General features: G+C 56.7%; 16 protein-coding genes. 9 read left to right on the forward strand and 7 right to left on the reverse strand.

The genetic code is table 11. From position 1 onward, the window contains the following. Positions 1-47: 47 nt before the first annotated feature. The 4 genes from J9777_RS09160 to J9777_RS09175 form a co-directional block, all read right to left on the reverse strand. Complete coding sequence (locus J9777_RS09160; protein ID WP_209348399.1) at positions 48-1,898, reverse strand: ATP-binding protein; 1,851 nt, start codon at positions 1,896-1,898, stop codon at positions 48-50. A 716-nt stretch (positions 1,899-2,614) separates the two neighbouring features. Continuing rightward, positions 2,615-3,421 (reverse strand): SDR family NAD(P)-dependent oxidoreductase, encoded by an 807-nt coding sequence (locus tag J9777_RS09165; RefSeq protein ID WP_209348672.1) that lies wholly within the window; start codon positions 3,419-3,421, stop codon positions 2,615-2,617. Positions 3,422-3,435: 14 nt separating this feature from the next. Continuing rightward, positions 3,436-4,575: an acyl-CoA dehydrogenase gene (locus J9777_RS09170; RefSeq protein WP_209348400.1), complete on the reverse strand. Its 1,140-nt coding sequence runs from the start codon at positions 4,573-4,575 to the stop codon at positions 3,436-3,438. 3 nt (positions 4,576-4,578) lie between these two features. Then, positions 4,579-5,754 carry an acyl-CoA dehydrogenase family protein gene (locus J9777_RS09175; RefSeq protein WP_209348401.1) on the reverse strand — a complete coding sequence of 392 codons (1,176 nt, stop codon included), beginning with the start codon at positions 5,752-5,754 and terminating at the stop codon, positions 4,579-4,581. A gap of 203 nt (positions 5,755-5,957) precedes the next feature. On the opposite strand from J9777_RS09175, the gene J9777_RS09180 reads away from it, so the two are divergent. The 5 genes from J9777_RS09180 to J9777_RS09200 all read left to right on the forward strand — a co-directional run bounded on the left by J9777_RS09180 (position 5,958) and on the right by J9777_RS09200 (position 11,836). After that, complete coding sequence (locus J9777_RS09180) at positions 5,958-6,803, forward strand: SDR family NAD(P)-dependent oxidoreductase (RefSeq protein ID WP_209348402.1); 846 nt, start codon at positions 5,958-5,960, stop codon at positions 6,801-6,803. Continuing rightward, positions 6,800-8,239, forward strand: coding sequence for an MFS transporter (locus J9777_RS09185; protein ID WP_209348403.1), 1,440 nt, complete (start codon positions 6,800-6,802; stop codon positions 8,237-8,239). The genes J9777_RS09180 and J9777_RS09185 overlap by 4 nt, the downstream gene beginning before the upstream one ends. Before the next feature lie 32 nt (positions 8,240-8,271). Continuing rightward, the gene (locus J9777_RS09190; protein WP_209348404.1) at positions 8,272-9,558 is read left to right on the forward strand and encodes an acyl-CoA dehydrogenase family protein; all 1,287 of its coding nucleotides are present in this window, start codon (positions 8,272-8,274) and stop codon (positions 9,556-9,558) included. A gap of 105 nt (positions 9,559-9,663) precedes the next feature. Continuing rightward, positions 9,664-10,752 (forward strand): Zn-dependent alcohol dehydrogenase, encoded by a 1,089-nt coding sequence (locus tag J9777_RS09195; RefSeq protein ID WP_209348405.1) that lies wholly within the window; start codon positions 9,664-9,666, stop codon positions 10,750-10,752. Positions 10,753-10,759: 7 nt separating this feature from the next. Beyond that, entirely contained in the window at positions 10,760-11,836 is a 1,077-nt protein-coding gene (locus J9777_RS09200; RefSeq protein WP_209348406.1) for a phosphotransferase family protein, read from the forward strand. A 22-nt stretch (positions 11,837-11,858) separates the two neighbouring features. Here the strand turns inward: J9777_RS09200 and J9777_RS09205 are convergent, their stop codons facing one another. Continuing rightward, positions 11,859-14,237 (reverse strand): S8 family peptidase, encoded by a 2,379-nt coding sequence (locus J9777_RS09205; RefSeq protein WP_245228556.1) that lies wholly within the window; start codon positions 14,235-14,237, stop codon positions 11,859-11,861. 204 nt (positions 14,238-14,441) lie between these two features. Between J9777_RS09205 and dapD the strand changes: the two genes are divergently transcribed. Both dapD and J9777_RS09215 read left to right on the forward strand, forming a co-directional pair. Then, positions 14,442-15,281, forward strand: a complete 840-nt coding sequence (dapD, locus tag J9777_RS09210; RefSeq protein ID WP_209348408.1) for a 2,3,4,5-tetrahydropyridine-2,6-dicarboxylate N-succinyltransferase — start codon at positions 14,442-14,444, stop codon at positions 15,279-15,281. Between the two features lie 83 nt (positions 15,282-15,364). Then, positions 15,365-15,517, forward strand: a complete 153-nt coding sequence (locus tag J9777_RS09215) for a hypothetical protein (RefSeq protein ID WP_209348409.1) — start codon at positions 15,365-15,367, stop codon at positions 15,515-15,517. An 11-nt stretch (positions 15,518-15,528) separates the two neighbouring features. Here J9777_RS09215 and J9777_RS09220 read toward each other — a convergent pair whose 3' ends face one another. Next, complete coding sequence (locus J9777_RS09220) at positions 15,529-16,782, reverse strand: dipeptidase (RefSeq protein ID WP_209348410.1); 1,254 nt, start codon at positions 16,780-16,782, stop codon at positions 15,529-15,531. 81 nt (positions 16,783-16,863) lie between these two features. Here J9777_RS09220 and J9777_RS09225 point away from each other — a divergent pair, with 81 nt between their 5' ends. Beyond that, positions 16,864-17,307 carry a cupin domain-containing protein gene (locus tag J9777_RS09225; protein ID WP_209348411.1) on the forward strand — a complete coding sequence of 148 codons (444 nt, stop codon included), beginning with the start codon at positions 16,864-16,866 and terminating at the stop codon, positions 17,305-17,307. Beyond that, entirely contained in the window at positions 17,307-17,705 is a 399-nt protein-coding gene (locus J9777_RS09230) for a DoxX family protein (protein ID WP_209348412.1), read from the forward strand. The genes J9777_RS09225 and J9777_RS09230 overlap by 1 nt, the downstream gene beginning before the upstream one ends. Positions 17,706-17,714: 9 nt before the next feature. Here the strand turns inward: J9777_RS09230 and J9777_RS09235 are convergent, their stop codons facing one another. Next, positions 17,715-17,966 carry an SWIB/MDM2 domain-containing protein gene (locus J9777_RS09235; RefSeq protein WP_209348413.1) on the reverse strand — a complete coding sequence of 84 codons (252 nt, stop codon included), beginning with the start codon at positions 17,964-17,966 and terminating at the stop codon, positions 17,715-17,717. Positions 17,967-17,972: the final 6 nt, after the last annotated feature.

Here is a 17,972-nt window from a genome sequence, read left to right on the forward strand (position 1 = left end):
GCGGAGTATCGACCGTTATCTCTTTCCGATATGCCATGGAGATGGTTCTAATCGCTATCGGGTAGATCTATCGTTGCCACGGTAGCGCCACCTGTATGGGAAATCCCGAATTTCCCGCCAATGGATTGCGCCCTTGCGGCCATATTTTCTAGCCCTCGACCGCCCGAACGAGGCCCGACAAAAGAACTGCCATTGTCGGACACGTGGATCGTTTCCGGTGTCACGGTCACGTCAATTTTATTTCCGTCGCTATGCTTGAGAGCATTGGTGATCGCTTCTTGCAATATACGAAACACCTGAAGCGCAGTGCGCGGAGACAATTGAGGTAGCCTTCCATCCGCATTGTCATGCCACTCGAATTCAAAGCCAGCATCGGTAACGCGCGATTGCGCTCGTTCACGGAAAAGGACGAGCGCCGATCCGAGCGACTCGCCAACTGAGTCCATTGAGTCGATCATCAACCGCATTTCGTCGATTACGGTCTGTAATCCGCGCGCGACCGTTTCGGGCTCCGATTTGCCGCGGCGAGCAGCGAGCAGAATGGACATGAGATTGGATCCCATCCCGTCATGCATGTCGCGCATGATCCGTCGCCGTTCGTCATCGTGTGCCTTTTTCTGCAGCAGCTCTTTTTCTCGATCGTGCGCCTCTTCCAGCTCAGCCGTGCGTACGTCCAACCGCGTCTCCAACTCTGCATTGAGTTGATCCCTGGACTGGAAGAGCTGAAAGTTACGCGAGAAGAAAGCCCCGGCCAGCCCGAGCAGGATTAACGGCTGGGTCAGTGCGAGATAAGGTTTGTTCAGCCCCTCTGTAGCGAGAGCGTAGAGGTAAAAGGCCATGAGCGAGGCAAGCAGGATAAGCAGCGCGGCTTCCCAATAACGCTGTTCTGACCTGTCTGTAAAAAAATGTCCGATCAAACGAAGGACGGTTGCGGACGTCAGGATGAAGCCCACCCATTCGACGATCGTTTGGACTTCGCCGAAGCTTCCGCTTTCCGCGCCGGTCGCGAGCAAGTAGCCAGACCATGTGGCCCCGACCACGAAGACAAACCAAGCGGCCCAACGAAACCACATCACTCGCTTTCGAGACCACGCATCTGCAAAATTGGCCCAGGCAAGCGGAAGAAACATTGTCACCAAGGCATAAAGAAAGCCGCGGGCCGCACCGTGTATCGGCATTGCTGCCCACTGGAAAAATACACTGTGAGCGGTCCAGCTCGCGGCTGCCAGAAACAACCATAGCGGTAAGTCGCGTCGGCGAGCGCGAACGGCCGCCAAACCGGCGAATACGGTCACAACAAACGTCATCGCGGCCGTGATTGATCGATAATCGGTCAGCAAAAATGCCTTCCAGCCGAACGCCTCGGAAGTTGCTCGATATTCGCCAAGAATGGGTGGGAGCAGAACAACATCACGCGGCAGACCTACGGCATAGACACTGGTGATGGTGTTCTGGCCGTTCCTGAGATTGCCGGGCGATATGTGCACGATACCCTCTTGAAGCGAATGATAGGTTAGCTCCCCGATCGCCATTGATCCTGGAGCATGGACCAACGCACCATTGACGAAATGGCGACTGTTATCACCGCCGCTATTATCGAGCAGGGCAAGCCCTCCTTTCGGAATGCTTTCGAGCGTGAAAGTTGTCCGCACAGCGAAATAACCCGACTTGGACACCGTGTACCCCGGCGGGTGCTCTGTGAAGGTCGCTGCCCTTATATCCGTCATCTCCAGCGCTTCTATTTCGGCAACAGCAAAACCATCGACGCCAACAAACTCCGGTCGATCAATTTCAGGCTCGACAAAATGCGGCACAAATAAGAGCCAAAACGCCAGTTGCAGGGCAATAGCCGCGCCAATGACCTTTACGGTTCTGGAAAGTGAGATATTTTCAATCATATATTCACGCCTCCATACCGGCCGCCGCACGATCGTCGACGAAACCGGGATAATTGACCACCCTAAATATGGTGTGCGCTGCTCGCCGGTATGCCATGGACGTGGTGGGCACGCACTTTGTGACAAAGGCGCTCAGCTTGGGAAAACGATGTCAAACTCCCGTAACACAAGGGCGGAATACCGCACTCATCGACCAATTGTTTGCATCCGTGCAGAAGCGCGAGAGACAATATTTCGCGCCAAGCGATTAGGCGGCATCTTCTCACCATAGTACCGAAAGCAGAAAGTCCGCTTACGGCCCATTTGTCGTCGCAAACTGAGGATTTTGCATGTTTGCTTTCCAACCAAAGGCAAGCAATCCGATTTTCCTACACCGTGCCTTTGCGTTAGATCCGAACCAGCTCTTTCACATCGTCGTTAGAATCGATCACAATTTGCGAAAAAATTTCGCTGCAATTCGTGCAACACCAACTCCCAAATCTCCACATCCCGAAGAGTAAGCCGCTGCTTCCTGTCCGTCCGCCTGCTCTGACTTAGATCATATATCTGACATCATTGAATTATTGCTCAAGCCGCGAAAGTTACACGGTGTAACCTTTGTCCGCCTTTTTCTCCCCTTGGACCCTGTTCCATGTGTTCCATCGTGTAGGGTTTGCGCAGGAAAAAGGGCCGCCGGATCGCTCTGGCAGCCCCTCCTCATCTAGCTCTTGAAGAACTTATTGGCCCGATGGATCGACGAAGTTTCCTGCGCCGATATTTGCGTTTACCACGCCGCCATCAATAGGGATTGTCGTGCCGACTACGTAATCGCCCGCACGGCTGAGCAGGTAGATTGCGCCTGCTGCCATATCCTCGGTCACGCCCACGCGGCGCGAGGGGATGCCGCGTTTGACCATTTCTTCCTGGTCGCGGGCAGCTTTGTTCATTTCGCTCGGGAAAGCGCCGGGGCCGATGCCGTTGACGATGATATTGTCGCCGACCAATTCCGCCGCCATCCGGCGGGTCAGGTGGATCAGACCAGCCTTTGACGCTTGGTAGGGGTAGGTTGGCCACGGATTGCTCTTCATCCCGTCGATCGACGCGATCATCAGAACCTTGGCTGGGCGCTCAGGCGTACCAGCGGCTTTGAGCAAGCCGTGCAGTTTTTGCGTCAGGAAGAACGGAGTTTTGACGTTGAGGTCCATCGTCCGGTCCCAACCGGCTTCGGTGAAGTCCTTGAACGGTTGGCCCCAAGCGGCGCCCGCATTGTTGACCAGCAGATCGAGCTTGTCTTCGCGGCTCGCCAATTCGTCAGCCAGCGCTTGAATGCCGTCAATCTGTGAGAGGTCACCAACCAGGCCGATCACCTTGTCGCCAAGCTCCTCAGCTGTGGCATCAACCTGCTCTTTCTTGCGCGCAACGATGTAGATTTTCGCGCAGCCTGCCTCAAGCAAACCCTCAACGATCATTTTACCGATACCGCGCGAACCGCCGGTGACCAGCGCCACTTTGCCTTCGAGACCGAAGAGATCTTTCAAATTCATCATATCGCTGTTCCTTAGTAGCCGCTGAGCCGCGCAACGCGGTCTGCGTGGTAATAGGCATCGCCGAGGAACTCGTTGAGAGCCCGGTCGCGCTTCATATAGAGGCCGATGTCATATTCGTCGGTCATGCCGATGCCGCCATGCATTTGCACGCCTTCGCGCACCGAAAGGCCAGCGGTTTGGCCAGCTTTCGCTTTGGCGACGGAGACCATCAGATCGGCTTTCTCGCTGCCGCCATCGAGCAATTGTCCGGCCTTGATCGTCACTGCACGAGCAATTTCAACTTCGGAATAAAGATGCGCGGCGCGGTGTTGGAGCGCTTGGAATTCACCAATCAGCTTACCGAATTGCTTGCGCTGCTTGAGGTAATCGACGGTCATATCCATCGCTGCACCGGCAACGCCGCAACCCTCTGCTGCCGAACCGATGCGGCCTGCATTGAGGACTTTGTTGAGTATCTCGCGACCGCCATCGACTTCGCCAATTACTGCATCGCCATCCAACTCTACGCCGTCGAACTTGGTGTGCGTTGCCATCGAGCTATCGACCAAACGAACCGAGTCATGCTCCATGCCTGCTGCATCTTTCGGTACAGCAAACAGGGTGATGCCGTCTTCATCGTCATCGCTGCCCGATGTCCGCGCAGCGACGACAATCATGTCGGCACTCGCGCCTTGAATCACGAAACTCTTCTGACCCGAGAGTTTGAAACCATTGCCCGATTTCTCGGCCTTGGTTCTGATCCGCTCCGGACGGTGCTTAGCGCTTTCATCAATCGCAACGGCAAACACGCTGTCGCCTGAAATCAGCCCGGGCATATAGCGGCCACGCATATCCGCGCTGCCTTCGTTCAGAGCCGTTGCTGCTAGGACAGAGCTGGCCAGGAAAGGGGACGGCGTGAGGTTGCGGCCAATCTGCTCAAGGACGATTCCCGCCTCGACATTGCCCATACCCATGCCGCCATCTTCTTCGCCAACAAGAATACCGGTGAAGCCCATTTCAGCGAACTGCTTCCACAAAGCGTGCCCAAAACCGTCCGGGCAATCGCGGTCGCGCCAATGGCGTAGCTGTTTATTGATCGCGCCTTCCTCAGCCATAAATTGGGCTGCGGTGTCGGCCAGCATTGTCTGATCTTCATCATGGAATAAAGGCATGGATCAAGCTCCCGGCAGATCGAGGATGCGTTTGGAAACGACGTTCAGCATCACTTCGCTGGTACCGCCTTCGATCGAGTTGGCTTTTGTGCGCAGCCAGTTGCGCGATGGCTTGCCGCCTTTGGTCTCGTCGCTGTCCCACTCGAGACTGCGCGAACCGCCGGCCGACATCATCAATTCGTGACGACGCTTGTTCAGCTCGGTCCCGACATATTTCATCATATTGGGCTGCGCCGGATGACCTTTGCCGTTCTTCATTTCGTCGAGGAACTTCTCCCCCATTGCCGCATAGGCCAACGCGTCCACATCGAACATCGCCAGCTCACCGCGCAGCACAGGGTCAAGCTCATCCCCATTCTTTGCAGCGTGGCGAGTCATCGCCGCGCCAATTGCAGACGTTAGGCCGCCTCCGCCAGCACCCGAGATCATCTCGCGCTCGTGGCCGAGCAGATATTTCGCGACGTCCCAGCCGCGATTTACTTCACCGACAAACTGATCCTTCGGCACTTTCACATTGTCAAAGAACGTCTCGCAAAACGGACTGTTGCCGCTGATGAGCAGGATCGGCTTGGTCGACACACCTTCGCTGGCCATGTCGAACAGCATGAACGTGATGCCTTGGTATTTGTCATTCTTATCCGTGCGGACGAGGCAGAAAATCCAATCAGCTTTGTCGGCATAGGACGTCCAGATTTTCTGGCCGTTCACTTCCCAGTGATCGCCTTTGTCCTCGCCGAATGTTTGCATCGAAACGAGGTCCGAACCCGACCCCGGCTCCGAATAACCCTGACACCAGCGGATTTCACCGCGAGCAATCTGGTTGAGATAATGCAGTTTCTGCTCTTCGGTGCCGAATTTCAGAAGTGCGGGGCCGAGCATCCAAATGCCGAAACTCGACAAGGGCGAACGGGCATTGATGGCTGCCATTTCCTGACGAAGTATTTTCGCTTCTGCGGCGTTCAATCCGGCGCCGCCATATTCTTTCGGCCATGCCGGAACCGTGTAGCCCTTTTCAACACAGGCTTCGAACCACGCCTTTTGCGCGTCGCTGGTAAATTCAGCGTTGCGACCACCCCAATAGGTATCGTCCTCGTCGCGCGGTGGTGTGCGCATTTCAGCGGGGCAATTTGCCTCCAGCCAACTCCGTGTTTCTGCGCGGAAAGTATCCAGATCGGCCATTTTGTTCCTCTCGATTCGCTTCTAGCGAGGTAAAAAACCTCGTCCGATTGCCGTTTACGTTAAGGGCAAAAGGGGGAGGGTCGCAAGCACCGAAATGATGAGCCCGCCCAAAGCATACAATGCCGTAGCGTCAGGTAGAGTAGCGTTGACGCGCCGCCTCCCTCGCCTAAGTTGGTTGCAAAGAAAAACCTTGGGAGAGGTATATGCGATTCTCCGGCAAAACCGCCGTCGTCACAGGTGCAGCATCAGGAATTGGCAAGGCTTCGGTGCTGCTGCTTGCCGCAGAAGGCGCGCATGTTTTCGCTGCAGATATTGATGAAGCAGGTGGTGCCGAATTGGCCGCCGGATCCAATGGGAAGATTACGTTCCAGCGCTGTGACGTGACCTCAACCGAAGACATCAAAGCGCTTATGGACCGCGCCGCGGCGGAAACCGGCGGGATCGACATTGTGTTCAACAATGCCGGTGCAGGCGGTGATGGCGCACCGATTGACGAGATCGAGCCTGAGGGCTGGGATCTGACGATGGATCTGCTTTTGCGCTCGGTTGCCTTCGGTATCCGCTATGCCGTACCGCATATGAAAGGGCGTTCTGGCGCGTCGATCATTAACACATCCAGCGTGGCGGCGGTTGGCCCGGGCTACTCACCCAATGCCTACGCCGTGGCCAAGGCCGGCGTGCTGCACCTTACGAAGATGGCAGCGGCCGATTTGGCCAAGCATCAAATTCGTGTGAATGCGGTTCAACCAGGCTTTATCAACACCAACATCTTCACCTCTGCGCTCGAACTGAGCGAGGAAAAAGAAGAAGTGGGCAAAGCGATGATCGCGCATATGTCCGCTGGTGCACAGCCCGTGGCCCGCGGCGGGCAGTCAGAGGACATAGCCAATGCGATGGCATATTTGGCCAGCGAAGACGCGTCCTTTGTCAATGGAACCTCAATCGTGGTCGATGGCGGAATCACAATCGGCCCGAAATATTCGTGGGACGATACCGAACCTGATATGTTTGAAGCGTTACGCGCATTGGCGGAGGCTGACCAAGCATGACCGCACTTTCCGGACACACACCGCTTCCGCAAAGGATCAAGCTATTTCATGGCTTTGGCGCGGTTGCGTTCGGGATCAAGGATAATGGTTTCTCCGTCTTTCTGCTGATTTTCTACAACCAAGTGCTGGGTATGGACGCCGCCCTTGTTAGCCTGGCGTTGGCACTGGCGCTGATTATCGACGCGTTTATCGATCCGTTGCTCGGCAACCTTTCCGACCGGACATACACACGCTGGGGCCGCAGGTTACCTTGGCTGTATGCTGCGCCGCTCCCACTCGCTATTGCATGGGTGGTCATGTGGCAGCCACCAATAGGCGGCGAACCGACTTTCTTTGGCTTGCTAGGACTGGCGGTCGTCGTGCGGTTGTTGCTGTCAGCTTGCGAGGTTCCTTCGACTTCGCTCGTTCCCGAACTGACCAGCGATTATGACGAGCGCACCACTCTGTTCCGTTACCGCTTCCTGTCAGGGTGGACGGGCGGCTTGATCATGCTGTTTCTTGCATATCAGGTATTCCTCGCTGGCCGCCTGCTGGAGCCGGAAGGCTACGCGATCTACGGCTATTTCGGCGCTGCGGTGATCTTCATTTCAGTGATCGGTTCAGCACTGGGACAGCACAGCCGTGTAGCGCGCCTGCCGAAGGACAAGCCCCCGCCGTTCAAGCTGCGCGTAGCATTCTCGGAAATTATCCAAGCGCTGTCCGAACGCTCATTCTTGATCCTCGCTGGCGGCGCCCTAGGCGCATATGTAAGTCAGGGCATGACCTTCGCGCTGTCGAACTATCTGTATCTGTATATCTGGCAGTTCTCCGAAGCCGTCTTTGCGTTCTATCCGATCGTATTGTTTCTCAGCGTCGTTTTGACATTTATCACGCTTGGTCCGGCTCACAAGAAATGGGGCAAGCCCAAAGTGGCTGCCGTGGCGACACTGATATCGATGGTGATTTATCTGATCCCATACGGATTTTACTGGGCAGGCTTGTGGCCTGAAATCGGCAGTACGATGTCATCGGCGTTGGTTCTCGGCTTCCTGCTCCTCAGCAACACATTCGGTGTGATGGTGATGATTTCAGCCTCATCAATGGTTGCCGAAATCGTTGAAGCGTTCGAGGAGCGGACCGAGCGTCGCGCAGAAGGCTCCTTCTATTCAGGCTATTGGTTCATCCAGAAATGCGCGACCGGCATCGGCATCTTCTTGACCGGTTTGATTGTCGCCATCGCGGGCCTACCGGAACAGGCAGTTCCGGGCGAAGTAGCAGAACCCGTAATCGACAGTATGATCTTGCAATATTGCATCGCAATCGTCGTACTTGGCGTTGTCTCAGCATGGTTCATGAACCGCTTCCCCATCGACCGCGCCGAGCATGAGGCACGCGTTGCCGCACTTGCCGCAAAAACCGTATTCGGGGATGTCGACGACACTCCCGCAAACTCCTAAGCAATTATCGACTCGTAAAAAGGATATACTCCATGGATTTTGATCTTACCGACCGGCAGACCCATTGGCGCGACCGCGTTCGCGACTTTATCGAGGCGAATATTCGCCCGAATGTCCAAACCTATATCGACCAAGATAATGAGGGTGAGCGCTGGAAAGTTATCCAGATCATCGAAGACATGAAGGTGAAGGCCAAGGCCCAAGGCATTTGGAACCTGTTTATGCCGCCGCAGGGTCAGCTGAGCCATGTCGATGACAGCTACGAGTTCGAAGGCCCCGGCCTGACCAACCTCGAATATGCTCTGTGCGCAGAAGAAATGGGCCGCATCGGCTGGTCTAGCGAAGTGTTTAATTGCTCCGCGCCAGACACCGGGAATATGGAAGTGTTCCACCGTTATGGCACCCGTGAGCAGAAAGATCAGTGGTTAACCCCGCTAATGAACGGCGAAATCCGCTCAGCCTTCCTGATGACCGAACCAGCCGTTGCCTCTTCGGATGCGACCAACATCGAAACCCGCATCGACCGTGATGGCGACGATTACGTGATCAACGGCCGTAAATGGTGGTCTTCGGGGCTTGGCGATCCGCGCTGCAAAGTCGCGATCACCATGGGCAAGACCAATTTCGAAGCGAAACGCCACCAGCAGCAGTCGCAGGTCATCGTTCCGATGGACGCGCCGGGCGTGAACATCATCCGTCACTTGCCAGTGTTTGGTTATGACGATGCACCGCACGGCCATATGGAAGTCGAACTAAAGGACGTCCGCGTTCCGGCTTCGAACTTGCTGCTTGGCGAAGGGCGCGGGTTCGAGATCGCACAAGGCCGCCTCGGCCCTGGCCGCATCCACCACTGCATGCGCACCATCGGTGTCGCCGAAGAAGCCCTGGAGAAGATGTGCAAACGCCTTCAAGCCCGCGAAGCCTTCGGAAAGCCGATCTACAAGCATTCGGTCTGGGAAGAGCGCGTTGCCCGTGCCCGCATCGATATCGAAATGACACGTCTGCTGTGCCTCAAGGCTGCCGACATGATGGACAAGGTCGGCAACAAATCTGCCAAGCAAGAAATTGCGATGATCAAGGTTCAGGCACCAAATATGGCGCTGTCGATCATTGATGATGCGATCCAGGCCCATGGCGGCGGCGGTGTGTCGAACGACTTCGGTCTCGCCAGTGCTTACGCGCATCAACGCACATTGCGCCTCGCCGATGGTCCTGATGAAGTGCACGCACGCTCCATCGCCCGGATCGAATTCTCCAAGCATACTGATCTGCCCAACGATGCAGGCGTAAGCTCGGGCGACTTGGCGGCAACCCGCTAAGCGCGTTTGCGATAGCTAAACCGTTCGTGTCGAGCGAAGTCGAGACACTGTAAGCAAAGGTTCTCAACTGGGCTCGAACCGAACGGGATTTGAGAGACGATACTAATGGCAAAAGCAGCAATCCTGGAGCAGCCCGGCGAAGGCCTCACCATTGGTGAGGTCGAGTTGGCTGATCCGGCTCCGCATGAGGTTCTGATTGACACCAAGGCCTGCGGCCTGTGTCATTCGGACCTCCACTTCATCGATGGCACCTATCCGCATGCGCTGCCCGCAATTCCAGGCCACGAAGCGGCGGGTGTTGTCCGTGCGGTGGGCAGCGAGGTTCGCTCGGTCCAGCCGGGTGACCATGTCGTTTCGTGCCTTTCGGCGTTTTGCGGTCAATGCGAATTCTGTGTCACAGGCCGCTTGGCATTGTGCATGGGTGCGGCAACACGTCGCGGCAAAGATGCTGCTGCGCGTATCTCCCGCAACGGCGGAGAGACAGTCAATCAGATGCTCAACCTGTCCGCATTTAGCGAGCAGATGTTGATTCATGAAAATGCCTGCGTCTCCATCGACAAAGAAATGCCGTTGGACCGTGCTGCCCTGATCGGCTGTGCAGTGACAACGGGTGCTGGCACTATTTTCAACGCGGCTAATATCACTCCAGGCGAAACAGTGGTTGTGGTCGGTTGTGGCGGTGTCGGCCTTGCAGCGATTAACGCAGCCAAGATTGCCGGTGCCGGCATGGTTATTGCTGCCGATCCGATTCCGGAGAAACGGGAATTGGCTACAGTTCTCGGTGCGACACACACCGTTGATGCGATGGCCGAAGACGCTGCCAAACAGATCATCAAAATGACCGGTGGCGGCGTGCACTACGCCATTGAAGCTGTCGGGCGTCAGGCGTCCGCTGACCTAGCCGTAGCTTCGCTGCGGCGCGGCGGTACGGCAATCATTCTCGGTATGATGCCGCTTGATTGCAAAGTCGGACTTGGCGCAATGGACCTGCTTGGCGGCAAGAAACTGCAAGGTGCGATCATGGGCGAGAACCACTTCCCAGTGGACCTGCCGCGTCTCGTGGATTTCTATATGCGCGGATTGCTCGATCTCGACACGCTGATTGCCGAGCGCATCAATCTCGACGAGATCAACCAAGGCTTTGACAAGATGCGCGACGGACATTTCGCGCGCTCTGTAATTGTATTCGATTGAGTGAATTATGGCTGACGAACAGACAATGGATTACGAAGCTGAAATGGTCGGCACGGTCGAAGTGCCCGATGCGGACAAGCTCGACGAAGGCAAGCTGACCGAATGGATGGCGGCCAATGTCGAGGGCTTTTCGGGCCCGTTATCGATGACCAAATTCAAAGGCGGGCAATCGAACCCGACGTACCGGATCGACACGCCAAATCAGTCCTATGTCCTGCGCCGCCAGCCGTTCGGTAAATTACTGCCAAGCGCACATGCTGTAGACCGCGAATACAAAGCCATGGCCAGTCTCGGCCCGACCGGCTTTCCCGTGCCAAAGGCCTACGGTCTATGCGAGGATAAGGACGTCGTCGGATCGATGTTCTTCGTGATGAGCATGGCCGACGGACGTAGCCTGTGGGACGGCGCTCTACCGGCATCAGACAATGCTGAACGGACTAGTATTTACAACGCCATGATCGACACAATGGCCGATCTGCACACCACCGATGTGGCGGCGATCGGAATGGACGATTTCGGCAAGCCTACGGATTATTGTGCGCGCCAAATCTCGCGCTGGTCGAAGCAGTACAAGCTGTCCGAAACCGAAGTGATCCCCGAAATGGACCAGCTCATCGAATGGCTCCCGACCACCATCCCCGATCAACATGCCAGCAGCATTGTCCATGGCGATTACCGCCTCGACAATATGATTTTCCATAAGACCGAGCCGCGCGTAATTGCCGTGCTCGATTGGGAGCTTTCAACGCTCGGCGATCCGGTCAGTGACTTCTCGTACCTGATGCTCAACTGGATCAGTCCGGTTGATGGCCGCGCAGGAATTGGCGGCCTCGATCACAAGACTCTTGGCATTCCGACGATGGAAGAAGCCGTAGAGCGCTACGTAAAGCGGACCGGATATCCTGTCCCGCCAATGGATTGGTATTTCGCGTTCAACTTGTTCCGCCTCGCCGGGATCATACAGGGCATCAAGAAGCGCGTGATCGACGGCACCGCGTCAAGCGCGCACGCCAAGAAGATGTCTGACCGCGTGGTTCCGCTGGTCGAGCGGGCCTATCAGTATGCGAAGAAGGCTGGGCTCTAGGCCTTCACTCTGGCGCCGCAAACTAGAAGCTCTTACTCCATTTGACCGCAACGCCTGCATCGTCCGGTGATGCGGCCACATGCCCCGGTTGTTGGCGGTAGAACATGCTGGCCGATGCGGTCCCGCCTGCCCATGGCCCGCGCCATGCCATCTCACTCAAGAGCTCACGGCCATTGGGCGACAATGAAACGCGGCGATTACCAAAAATCGCGCTTTCGGTGCTGTAGTCATGAGCCACCGGCAGATTGAGTGTCAGCCCGCCGCTTTCTACACGCAGCGGTTGGGAGACGCGAAACCCGAAACTGTCTCGACCTGAAAATACGCCGCGCCTCGTCACATCAAACGACCACGCACGGCTGGTGAAATCAGACCCGCCTGCGATCAAGCCGATCCGGTTCGCGCGGGTAAAGCCTTGTCGGAATGATCCGCCCATACGCCAGTCGCGACCCAACGCGATGGCGGCAGAGGCATCGAGGAACATCGTATCTGCTCCGCCTGCTCCGAAGGACTCATGGAAGAACGCCCCGAGCACGGTTTCATCTTCCTGCATCCATGTTAAACCGAGTGCGGTTTCGAGCGATCCAAGCCTGCGATCCGCCGACAGAGCAAAGCTGTTCACACCGCGCTGCTCGCGTCGGCGATCAACGAGACTGGAAGAATTGCGGAAATTCCCGAAATAGGCATCGCCGGTTTCAGCGCTCAGAGTGACGCCCCAAGCACCCACCTTCTGGCGCAACGCGAAAGATGCATCGTTACGGCGAAAGAAGCCGGTGTCGCCAGCAGCAGACTGCGCGATTAAGAATGCAGGACGGCTTTGTCCTTGCAATTGCCCAACCAGCCCTTGCGCACCCTCGGCAAATGCAAATGCCAGATCGGTTTTGGGCGCAATCTTGAGCGCGATCCGCGCAACCAACACACGGGCCTGCTCCGCCTGATCGGGCGACAAACGCAGCTGCCCAACCGGCGCGATTCCATTTGTGTCGCCAACGGTGAAAGCCAGAGAAACTGCTTCGCTTCCAATCGCCACTTGTCGACCGCGCGTTTCAACCGCCCCCTGTAAGCGTGGTCGGACCGAGGCGCTGCGCAACCGGCTCCCAAGATCGTAATTATACGCGCGATCAAAACTGTCAGTCACGACCGTTTCCAGCGGCACGTTGACCAGCGCATCGCCCATCGGCGAAGATCCAACGCCTGTGTCGTCACTCAATGCCAGCGAGACGGTCGAGCCGGCTAAGGTCGTTGTACCCAGCGGAGCAAGAGCGGCGCCGATATCGAGTACTCCGCGCCCGAAGATCGCGTCGGGCCCTGCATCGCCAGCTTCGCGTGCGGAGCTAAGCAGTATCTCGACTATCTCCGCGCCAGTCAGATTGGGGAATGCCTGCGCGAGCAACGCCACCGCACCCGCTACTTGCGGTGCCGAAAAGCTTGTGCCCGAAAACAGCGTTACGAAGCGGCTACCATTCTCCTCGGTAACGCGCAGCACGCCGTCCTCGTAGATGCAGCAAATGCGCTGGCCGCGCGCGCTAATATACGACGCAGACAGGTCGCCCGCACGATTGGCAAAGTCCGAAATCTCTCCATTGTCATCAACCGAACCGACGATGATCACATTGGCACCGCCTGCTGCCAGCGCGCCTGCAGCAAACGGATCCGGCTGATCAGGGTCAATTCCAGGCTCGGTCGAGTCCCCATCATTTCCAGCAGAGACCACGATGACAATCCCCGCATCAGCCGCCCGGCGAATGGCATTGCTCAATTGGGTCGTCGGGAGGCTTCCGCCGAGGCTCAAATTGATGACCGTCGCGCCCGATGTAATCGCTTGATCTACGCCGTCGGCAATATCCCGGTCGCGGAAAGAGCAGCCATCCAATGCTTCGTCGGTATCCGTGTTACAAGTACCGGGGCGGTCCCCACGCAAAGCAAGGATGTCCGCATCGAAGGCGATTCCGACTACGCCCGTGCCGTCGCGCGCGGCCGCCGCAACCAGAGCCACGTTGGTTCCGTGATCATCCTCTGCTTCAACCGTCGGATTGCCCGCCACGTCTCGTGAATCGGGATGTATCCGCCCGGTGAATTCCGGACTGTCTGTATCGATGCCCGTATCGATAATCGCAATAATCTCGTTCGCGCCAGTTATGCCGTCCTGCCACGCTGTGACCGCGGCATGAAAATCAGGGCCGTCAGATCGCCGGAATTCGGCTGTGTTAAAATTTGTCGCAGTTGGTGTCGGAGTAGGTGTGGGCGTTGGGGTTGGAGTGGGGGTCGGCGTGGGGGTCGGAGTGGGTGTAGGCGTCGGCACTGGAGCCGGTGTGCTGATCGGTCCGGCACCGCCTCCTCCACCGCCGCAACCCGACAGCAGAGCAAGTGCAGCAAAAGCGCTTCCCCAACGGTACTGGGCCAAGCAATATTGAGCTTTGGTTCGATGGATTGAGGGCATAGTCCGACCTTGTTCTTATCCCCTCTACCTCAATGATTAGCCTGAATTATCGCTCAAGGTAAAGGGTTAGCAGGAAGTAAGATTTGCCGCATCGCAACGCTATGTCTCTTGCTGGTCCCTCGCCCTAGCGCTAGCAGCACCAGCGAACCTTGTATCTGGAGCCACATAATGACCGCAACCCTCGAAACCGCCATCGAAGCTGCATGGGAAGACCGTGCCAACGTGACGCCGGATAGCAGCGACGTTCGCACGCATGTCGATACGGCTCTGGCGATGCTCGATAGCGGAGAGGGCCGCGTGGCAGAGCCCGATGGCAATGGTGGCTGGACGGTCAATCAGTGGCTGAAGAAAGCCGTGCTGCTATCCTTCCGCCTCAACGATAATGTCGTGATGGATGGCGGATCAGCCGGTACGCCTGCCTATGACAAGGTGCCTTCGAAATTCGCCGGATGGGATGATGCGCGTTTCCGTGATGCGGGCTTCCGCGTTGTACCTGGAGCCATAGCACGGCAGGGATCTCATATCGGCAAAAACGTCGTGCTGATGCCGAGCTTCGTGAACATCGGCGCCTATGTCGATGACGGCACGATGATCGATACCTGGGCCTCCGTCGGCAGCTGCGCGCAGGTCGGTAAGAACTGCCATATATCGGCAGGTACTGGCATTGGAGGCGTGCTTGAGCCGATGCAGGCCAACCCAACTATCATCGGCGATAATTGCTTTATCGGTGCCCGTTCGGAAATCGTTGAAGGCGTGATTGTCGGCGAAGGTTGCGTGGTCGCGATGGGTGTATTCATCACACAATCGACCAAAATCGTAAACCGCGAAACGGGTGAGATTATCACCGGCCATATCCCCCCTTACAGCGTGGTCGTTCCTGGTGCATTGCCGGGCAAGCCGCTGCCTGACGGTACGCCGGGACCATCCCTCGCCTGCGCTGTGATCGTCAAAACAGTCGATGCGCAAACCCGCTCCAAAACGGGAATCAACGAGTTGCTGCGCGATTAGTTTTTTGCCGACCCGGAACCGCTGATTGGACTGACCGTTCAAACCCTGTCACATTGAAGTAAGATACGGGATGGAACGAATTTATGCATAAGCACGGCGACGAAGTTCATGTTAACGACACTGAAGCCAGCGGCGGTCGCAAAACCGGTGCGATGCGCTGGGTCCTGGGTGTCAGCTTGCTGTTGGCGATTATCGCGATGTCGGCGGTCTGGATCATTCCAGCGCTGTTTTCGTGATCACCTAGTGATCAATCGGGCACGGGCGTCTCAATTGGCGCCATGCCTGACACGCTGGCCTTATACGCCTCGGCAGCGCGCATGACGCGCATCATATTACCGAAAGATATCTTCTCCAACTCGCTCTGGGTGTAGCCTCTACGCGCCAATTCAGTGAACAGGGCGGGATAAGTGGAGACGTCTTCTAGCCCGTCAGGCGCGAAGGGGATGCCATCATAGTCGCCGCCAATGCCGATACTGTCGATGCCTGCAACCGCGCGCACATGAACGATATGGTCGGCGGTGTCACTAACGCCCGCTTTGGGTAGCGGGTTAGCTGCATCCCAATCGTCCAGTCGCTTGCTGACTTGTTCGGGCTGACCTTGCCACAGTGCCTTCAGACGAGCCTGTTCAGCGGACCGATTGGCATTCCATTCACGCGCTGGCTCGCTAAGAAAGCCGGGAACGAACGTCACCATGATAATCCCGCCATTTTCGGGTAAGCGCCGCAGCACCCCATCGGGCACATTGCGTGCATGGCCGTTGATTGCGCGCGCGGATGAGTGGCTGAAAATCACAGGCGCTTTCGCTGCGTCAAGCGCGTCATGCATTGCAGCTTCGCTGACATGGCTAAGATCGACCAGCATCCCGATCCGGTTCATTTCGCGAACCACATCTTTACCGAAGTCGGTCAGACCATCGTGCTCGGGTGTATCGGTAGCGCTGTCGGCCCACGGCGTATTTTTAGAATGCGTTAGCGTCATGTAACGGGCACCGATTGCATAAGTCTGGCGCAGAATGGCCAGGCTGGACCCAATCGAATGACCACCTTCCATTCCCATCAGCGAAGCAATCTTGCCGTCCTTCATCGCCGCTTCGACATCATCAGCGGTGAGCGCCAATTGCAGATCATCGGGATATTTGGCGATCAGTCGCTTGGTCACGTCAATCTGCTCGACCACAGCCTGCACAGCTTGTGGTTCGCTCAGCGAGGCGGAAACATAGACCGACCACCACTGCGCACCGACTTTGCCCGCGCGCAAACGCTCCAAATCGGTATGCATGGTGCGGCCCGAAGAATGCTCCGGTCCCGTGTCGGTCGTATCTTCAAAGTCGAATTCGCCAATCACGTTGCGGAACCGGCCGCGCAATTGGATCGGGACGTCATTATGCCCGTCCCAGATCGGCGCATTCTCCAAGGCTTCCTCCGCAACCTCTTCGGGCGTTTGCGCCGCAAGCGGTGTTGCCATCAGCGCGATCAAGGGAAGCAGTGCGAGCTTTTTCATTTACGGTCTCCGAATGCGGGCTCTATGAGTATGTCAGGGTTCTACCGCAAACAGACGCGGTTGGAAGGGGGATGACGCAGTATGAGTACCGCACGCGCGATCATCGCCGAGCTTGGTCTGGAGCCTCATCCTGAAGGAGGATGGTACCGCGAGACATGGCGTGCCCCGGTTGCCGATGGTGAGCGCGCAGCATCCACAGCCATTCACTTTCTGCTTGAGGCAGGTCAATCATCGCATTGGCACAAGGTTGATGCGGCAGAGTTCTGGCTCTGGCATGCTGGTGACCCTCTGCGACTGTCGATGGCTGAAGGCGATGACGGGCCAGCACATTCGATCACTTTGGGGCCTGACGTTCTGAACGGACAGCACGCTCAACAAATAATCGAGCCCGATGCGTGGCAAGCTGCTGGACCGGCACAAGGACCAGAGGGCTATACGCTTGTGTCCTGCATAGTTGCGCCGGGGTTTGAATTTTCTGGCTTTGAATTAGCCCTACCTGGTTGGGTTCCGGGAGGAGAAGCATAATGTTCCGCACTCTACTGCTCTGGGTACTCGCGATCTTTTACGCGATTGTCGGTTATTTGCACTTGGCTGCTCCAAGTGGGTTTATGGTCGTAATGCCCGATTGGGTACCTTACCCAGGTGCAGTCGTGTTCTGGACGGGCGTGGCGGAGCTTCTGGGCGCTGCAGGACTGGTGCAACCATGGTGGCCGCAATTACGCAAGGCGGCAGGGATCGGCCTAGCTCTCTACGCGCTATGCGTATGGCCAGCGAACATCAAACATTTTGTCATGGATATGGCGCGTGATGATGGCGGGATGGGCCTGATCTATCATGTGCCGAGAATGATTGCGCAGCCTATAATCATTTGGCTCGCGCTGTGGGTAAGCGGAACGACCAACTGGCCGTTCCGCTCCCGATAGTCGTTCGACTTAGGTGAGGTGCTTAGAAACAGCAGCCGTCATCTTAAACATCGAAATCTGGTCATTGCCAATCACAGCGCCCAGCTTCGCATCAGGATTGATCTGACGCTTGTCTTTGCTGTCCTGCAGGCTGTTGCCTTTGATGTATTCCCATACTTTCGACGTAACTTGCGCGCGGGTCAGTGGACCTTTGCCGATTACGTTCTCGAGCTCGCTCGAGAGAGTTACAGGTTTCTGAAGTGCATTGTTCTTGCCAGCCATGGTATG

Source organism: Pontixanthobacter sp. CEM42, assembly GCF_017812015.1.
In the GTDB taxonomy this organism is placed as follows: domain Bacteria; phylum Pseudomonadota; class Alphaproteobacteria; order Sphingomonadales; family Sphingomonadaceae; genus Pontixanthobacter.

Bases quoted from the DNA above. Each gene is read 5' to 3' on its own strand.
- J9777_RS09215 (WP_209348409.1), top strand. From the start codon at position 15,365: ATGCATAAGCACGGCGACGAAGTTCATGTTAACGACACTGAAGCCAGC.
- J9777_RS09220 (WP_209348410.1), bottom strand. From the start codon at position 16,782: ATGAAAAAGCTCGCACTGCTTCCCTTGATCGCGCTGATGGCAACACCG.
- J9777_RS09160 (WP_209348399.1), bottom strand. From the start codon at position 1,898: ATGATTGAAAATATCTCACTTTCCAGAACCGTAAAGGTCATTGGCGCG.
- dapD (WP_209348408.1), top strand. From the start codon at position 14,442: ATGACCGCAACCCTCGAAACCGCCATCGAAGCTGCATGGGAAGACCGT.
- J9777_RS09225 (WP_209348411.1), top strand. From the start codon at position 16,864: ATGAGTACCGCACGCGCGATCATCGCCGAGCTTGGTCTGGAGCCTCAT.
- J9777_RS09195 (WP_209348405.1), top strand. From the start codon at position 9,664: ATGGCAAAAGCAGCAATCCTGGAGCAGCCCGGCGAAGGCCTCACCATT.
- J9777_RS09170 (WP_209348400.1), bottom strand. From the start codon at position 4,575: ATGCCTTTATTCCATGATGAAGATCAGACAATGCTGGCCGACACCGCA.
- J9777_RS09165 (WP_209348672.1), bottom strand. From the start codon at position 3,421: ATGAATTTGAAAGATCTCTTCGGTCTCGAAGGCAAAGTGGCGCTGGTC.
- J9777_RS09190 (WP_209348404.1), top strand. From the start codon at position 8,272: ATGGATTTTGATCTTACCGACCGGCAGACCCATTGGCGCGACCGCGTT.
- J9777_RS09235 (WP_209348413.1), bottom strand. From the start codon at position 17,966: ATGGCTGGCAAGAACAATGCACTTCAGAAACCTGTAACTCTCTCGAGC.
- J9777_RS09230 (WP_209348412.1), top strand. From the start codon at position 17,307: ATGTTCCGCACTCTACTGCTCTGGGTACTCGCGATCTTTTACGCGATT.
- J9777_RS09185 (WP_209348403.1), top strand. From the start codon at position 6,800: ATGACCGCACTTTCCGGACACACACCGCTTCCGCAAAGGATCAAGCTA.
- J9777_RS09175 (WP_209348401.1), bottom strand. From the start codon at position 5,754: ATGGCCGATCTGGATACTTTCCGCGCAGAAACACGGAGTTGGCTGGAG.
- J9777_RS09200 (WP_209348406.1), top strand. From the start codon at position 10,760: ATGGCTGACGAACAGACAATGGATTACGAAGCTGAAATGGTCGGCACG.
- J9777_RS09180 (WP_209348402.1), top strand. From the start codon at position 5,958: ATGCGATTCTCCGGCAAAACCGCCGTCGTCACAGGTGCAGCATCAGGA.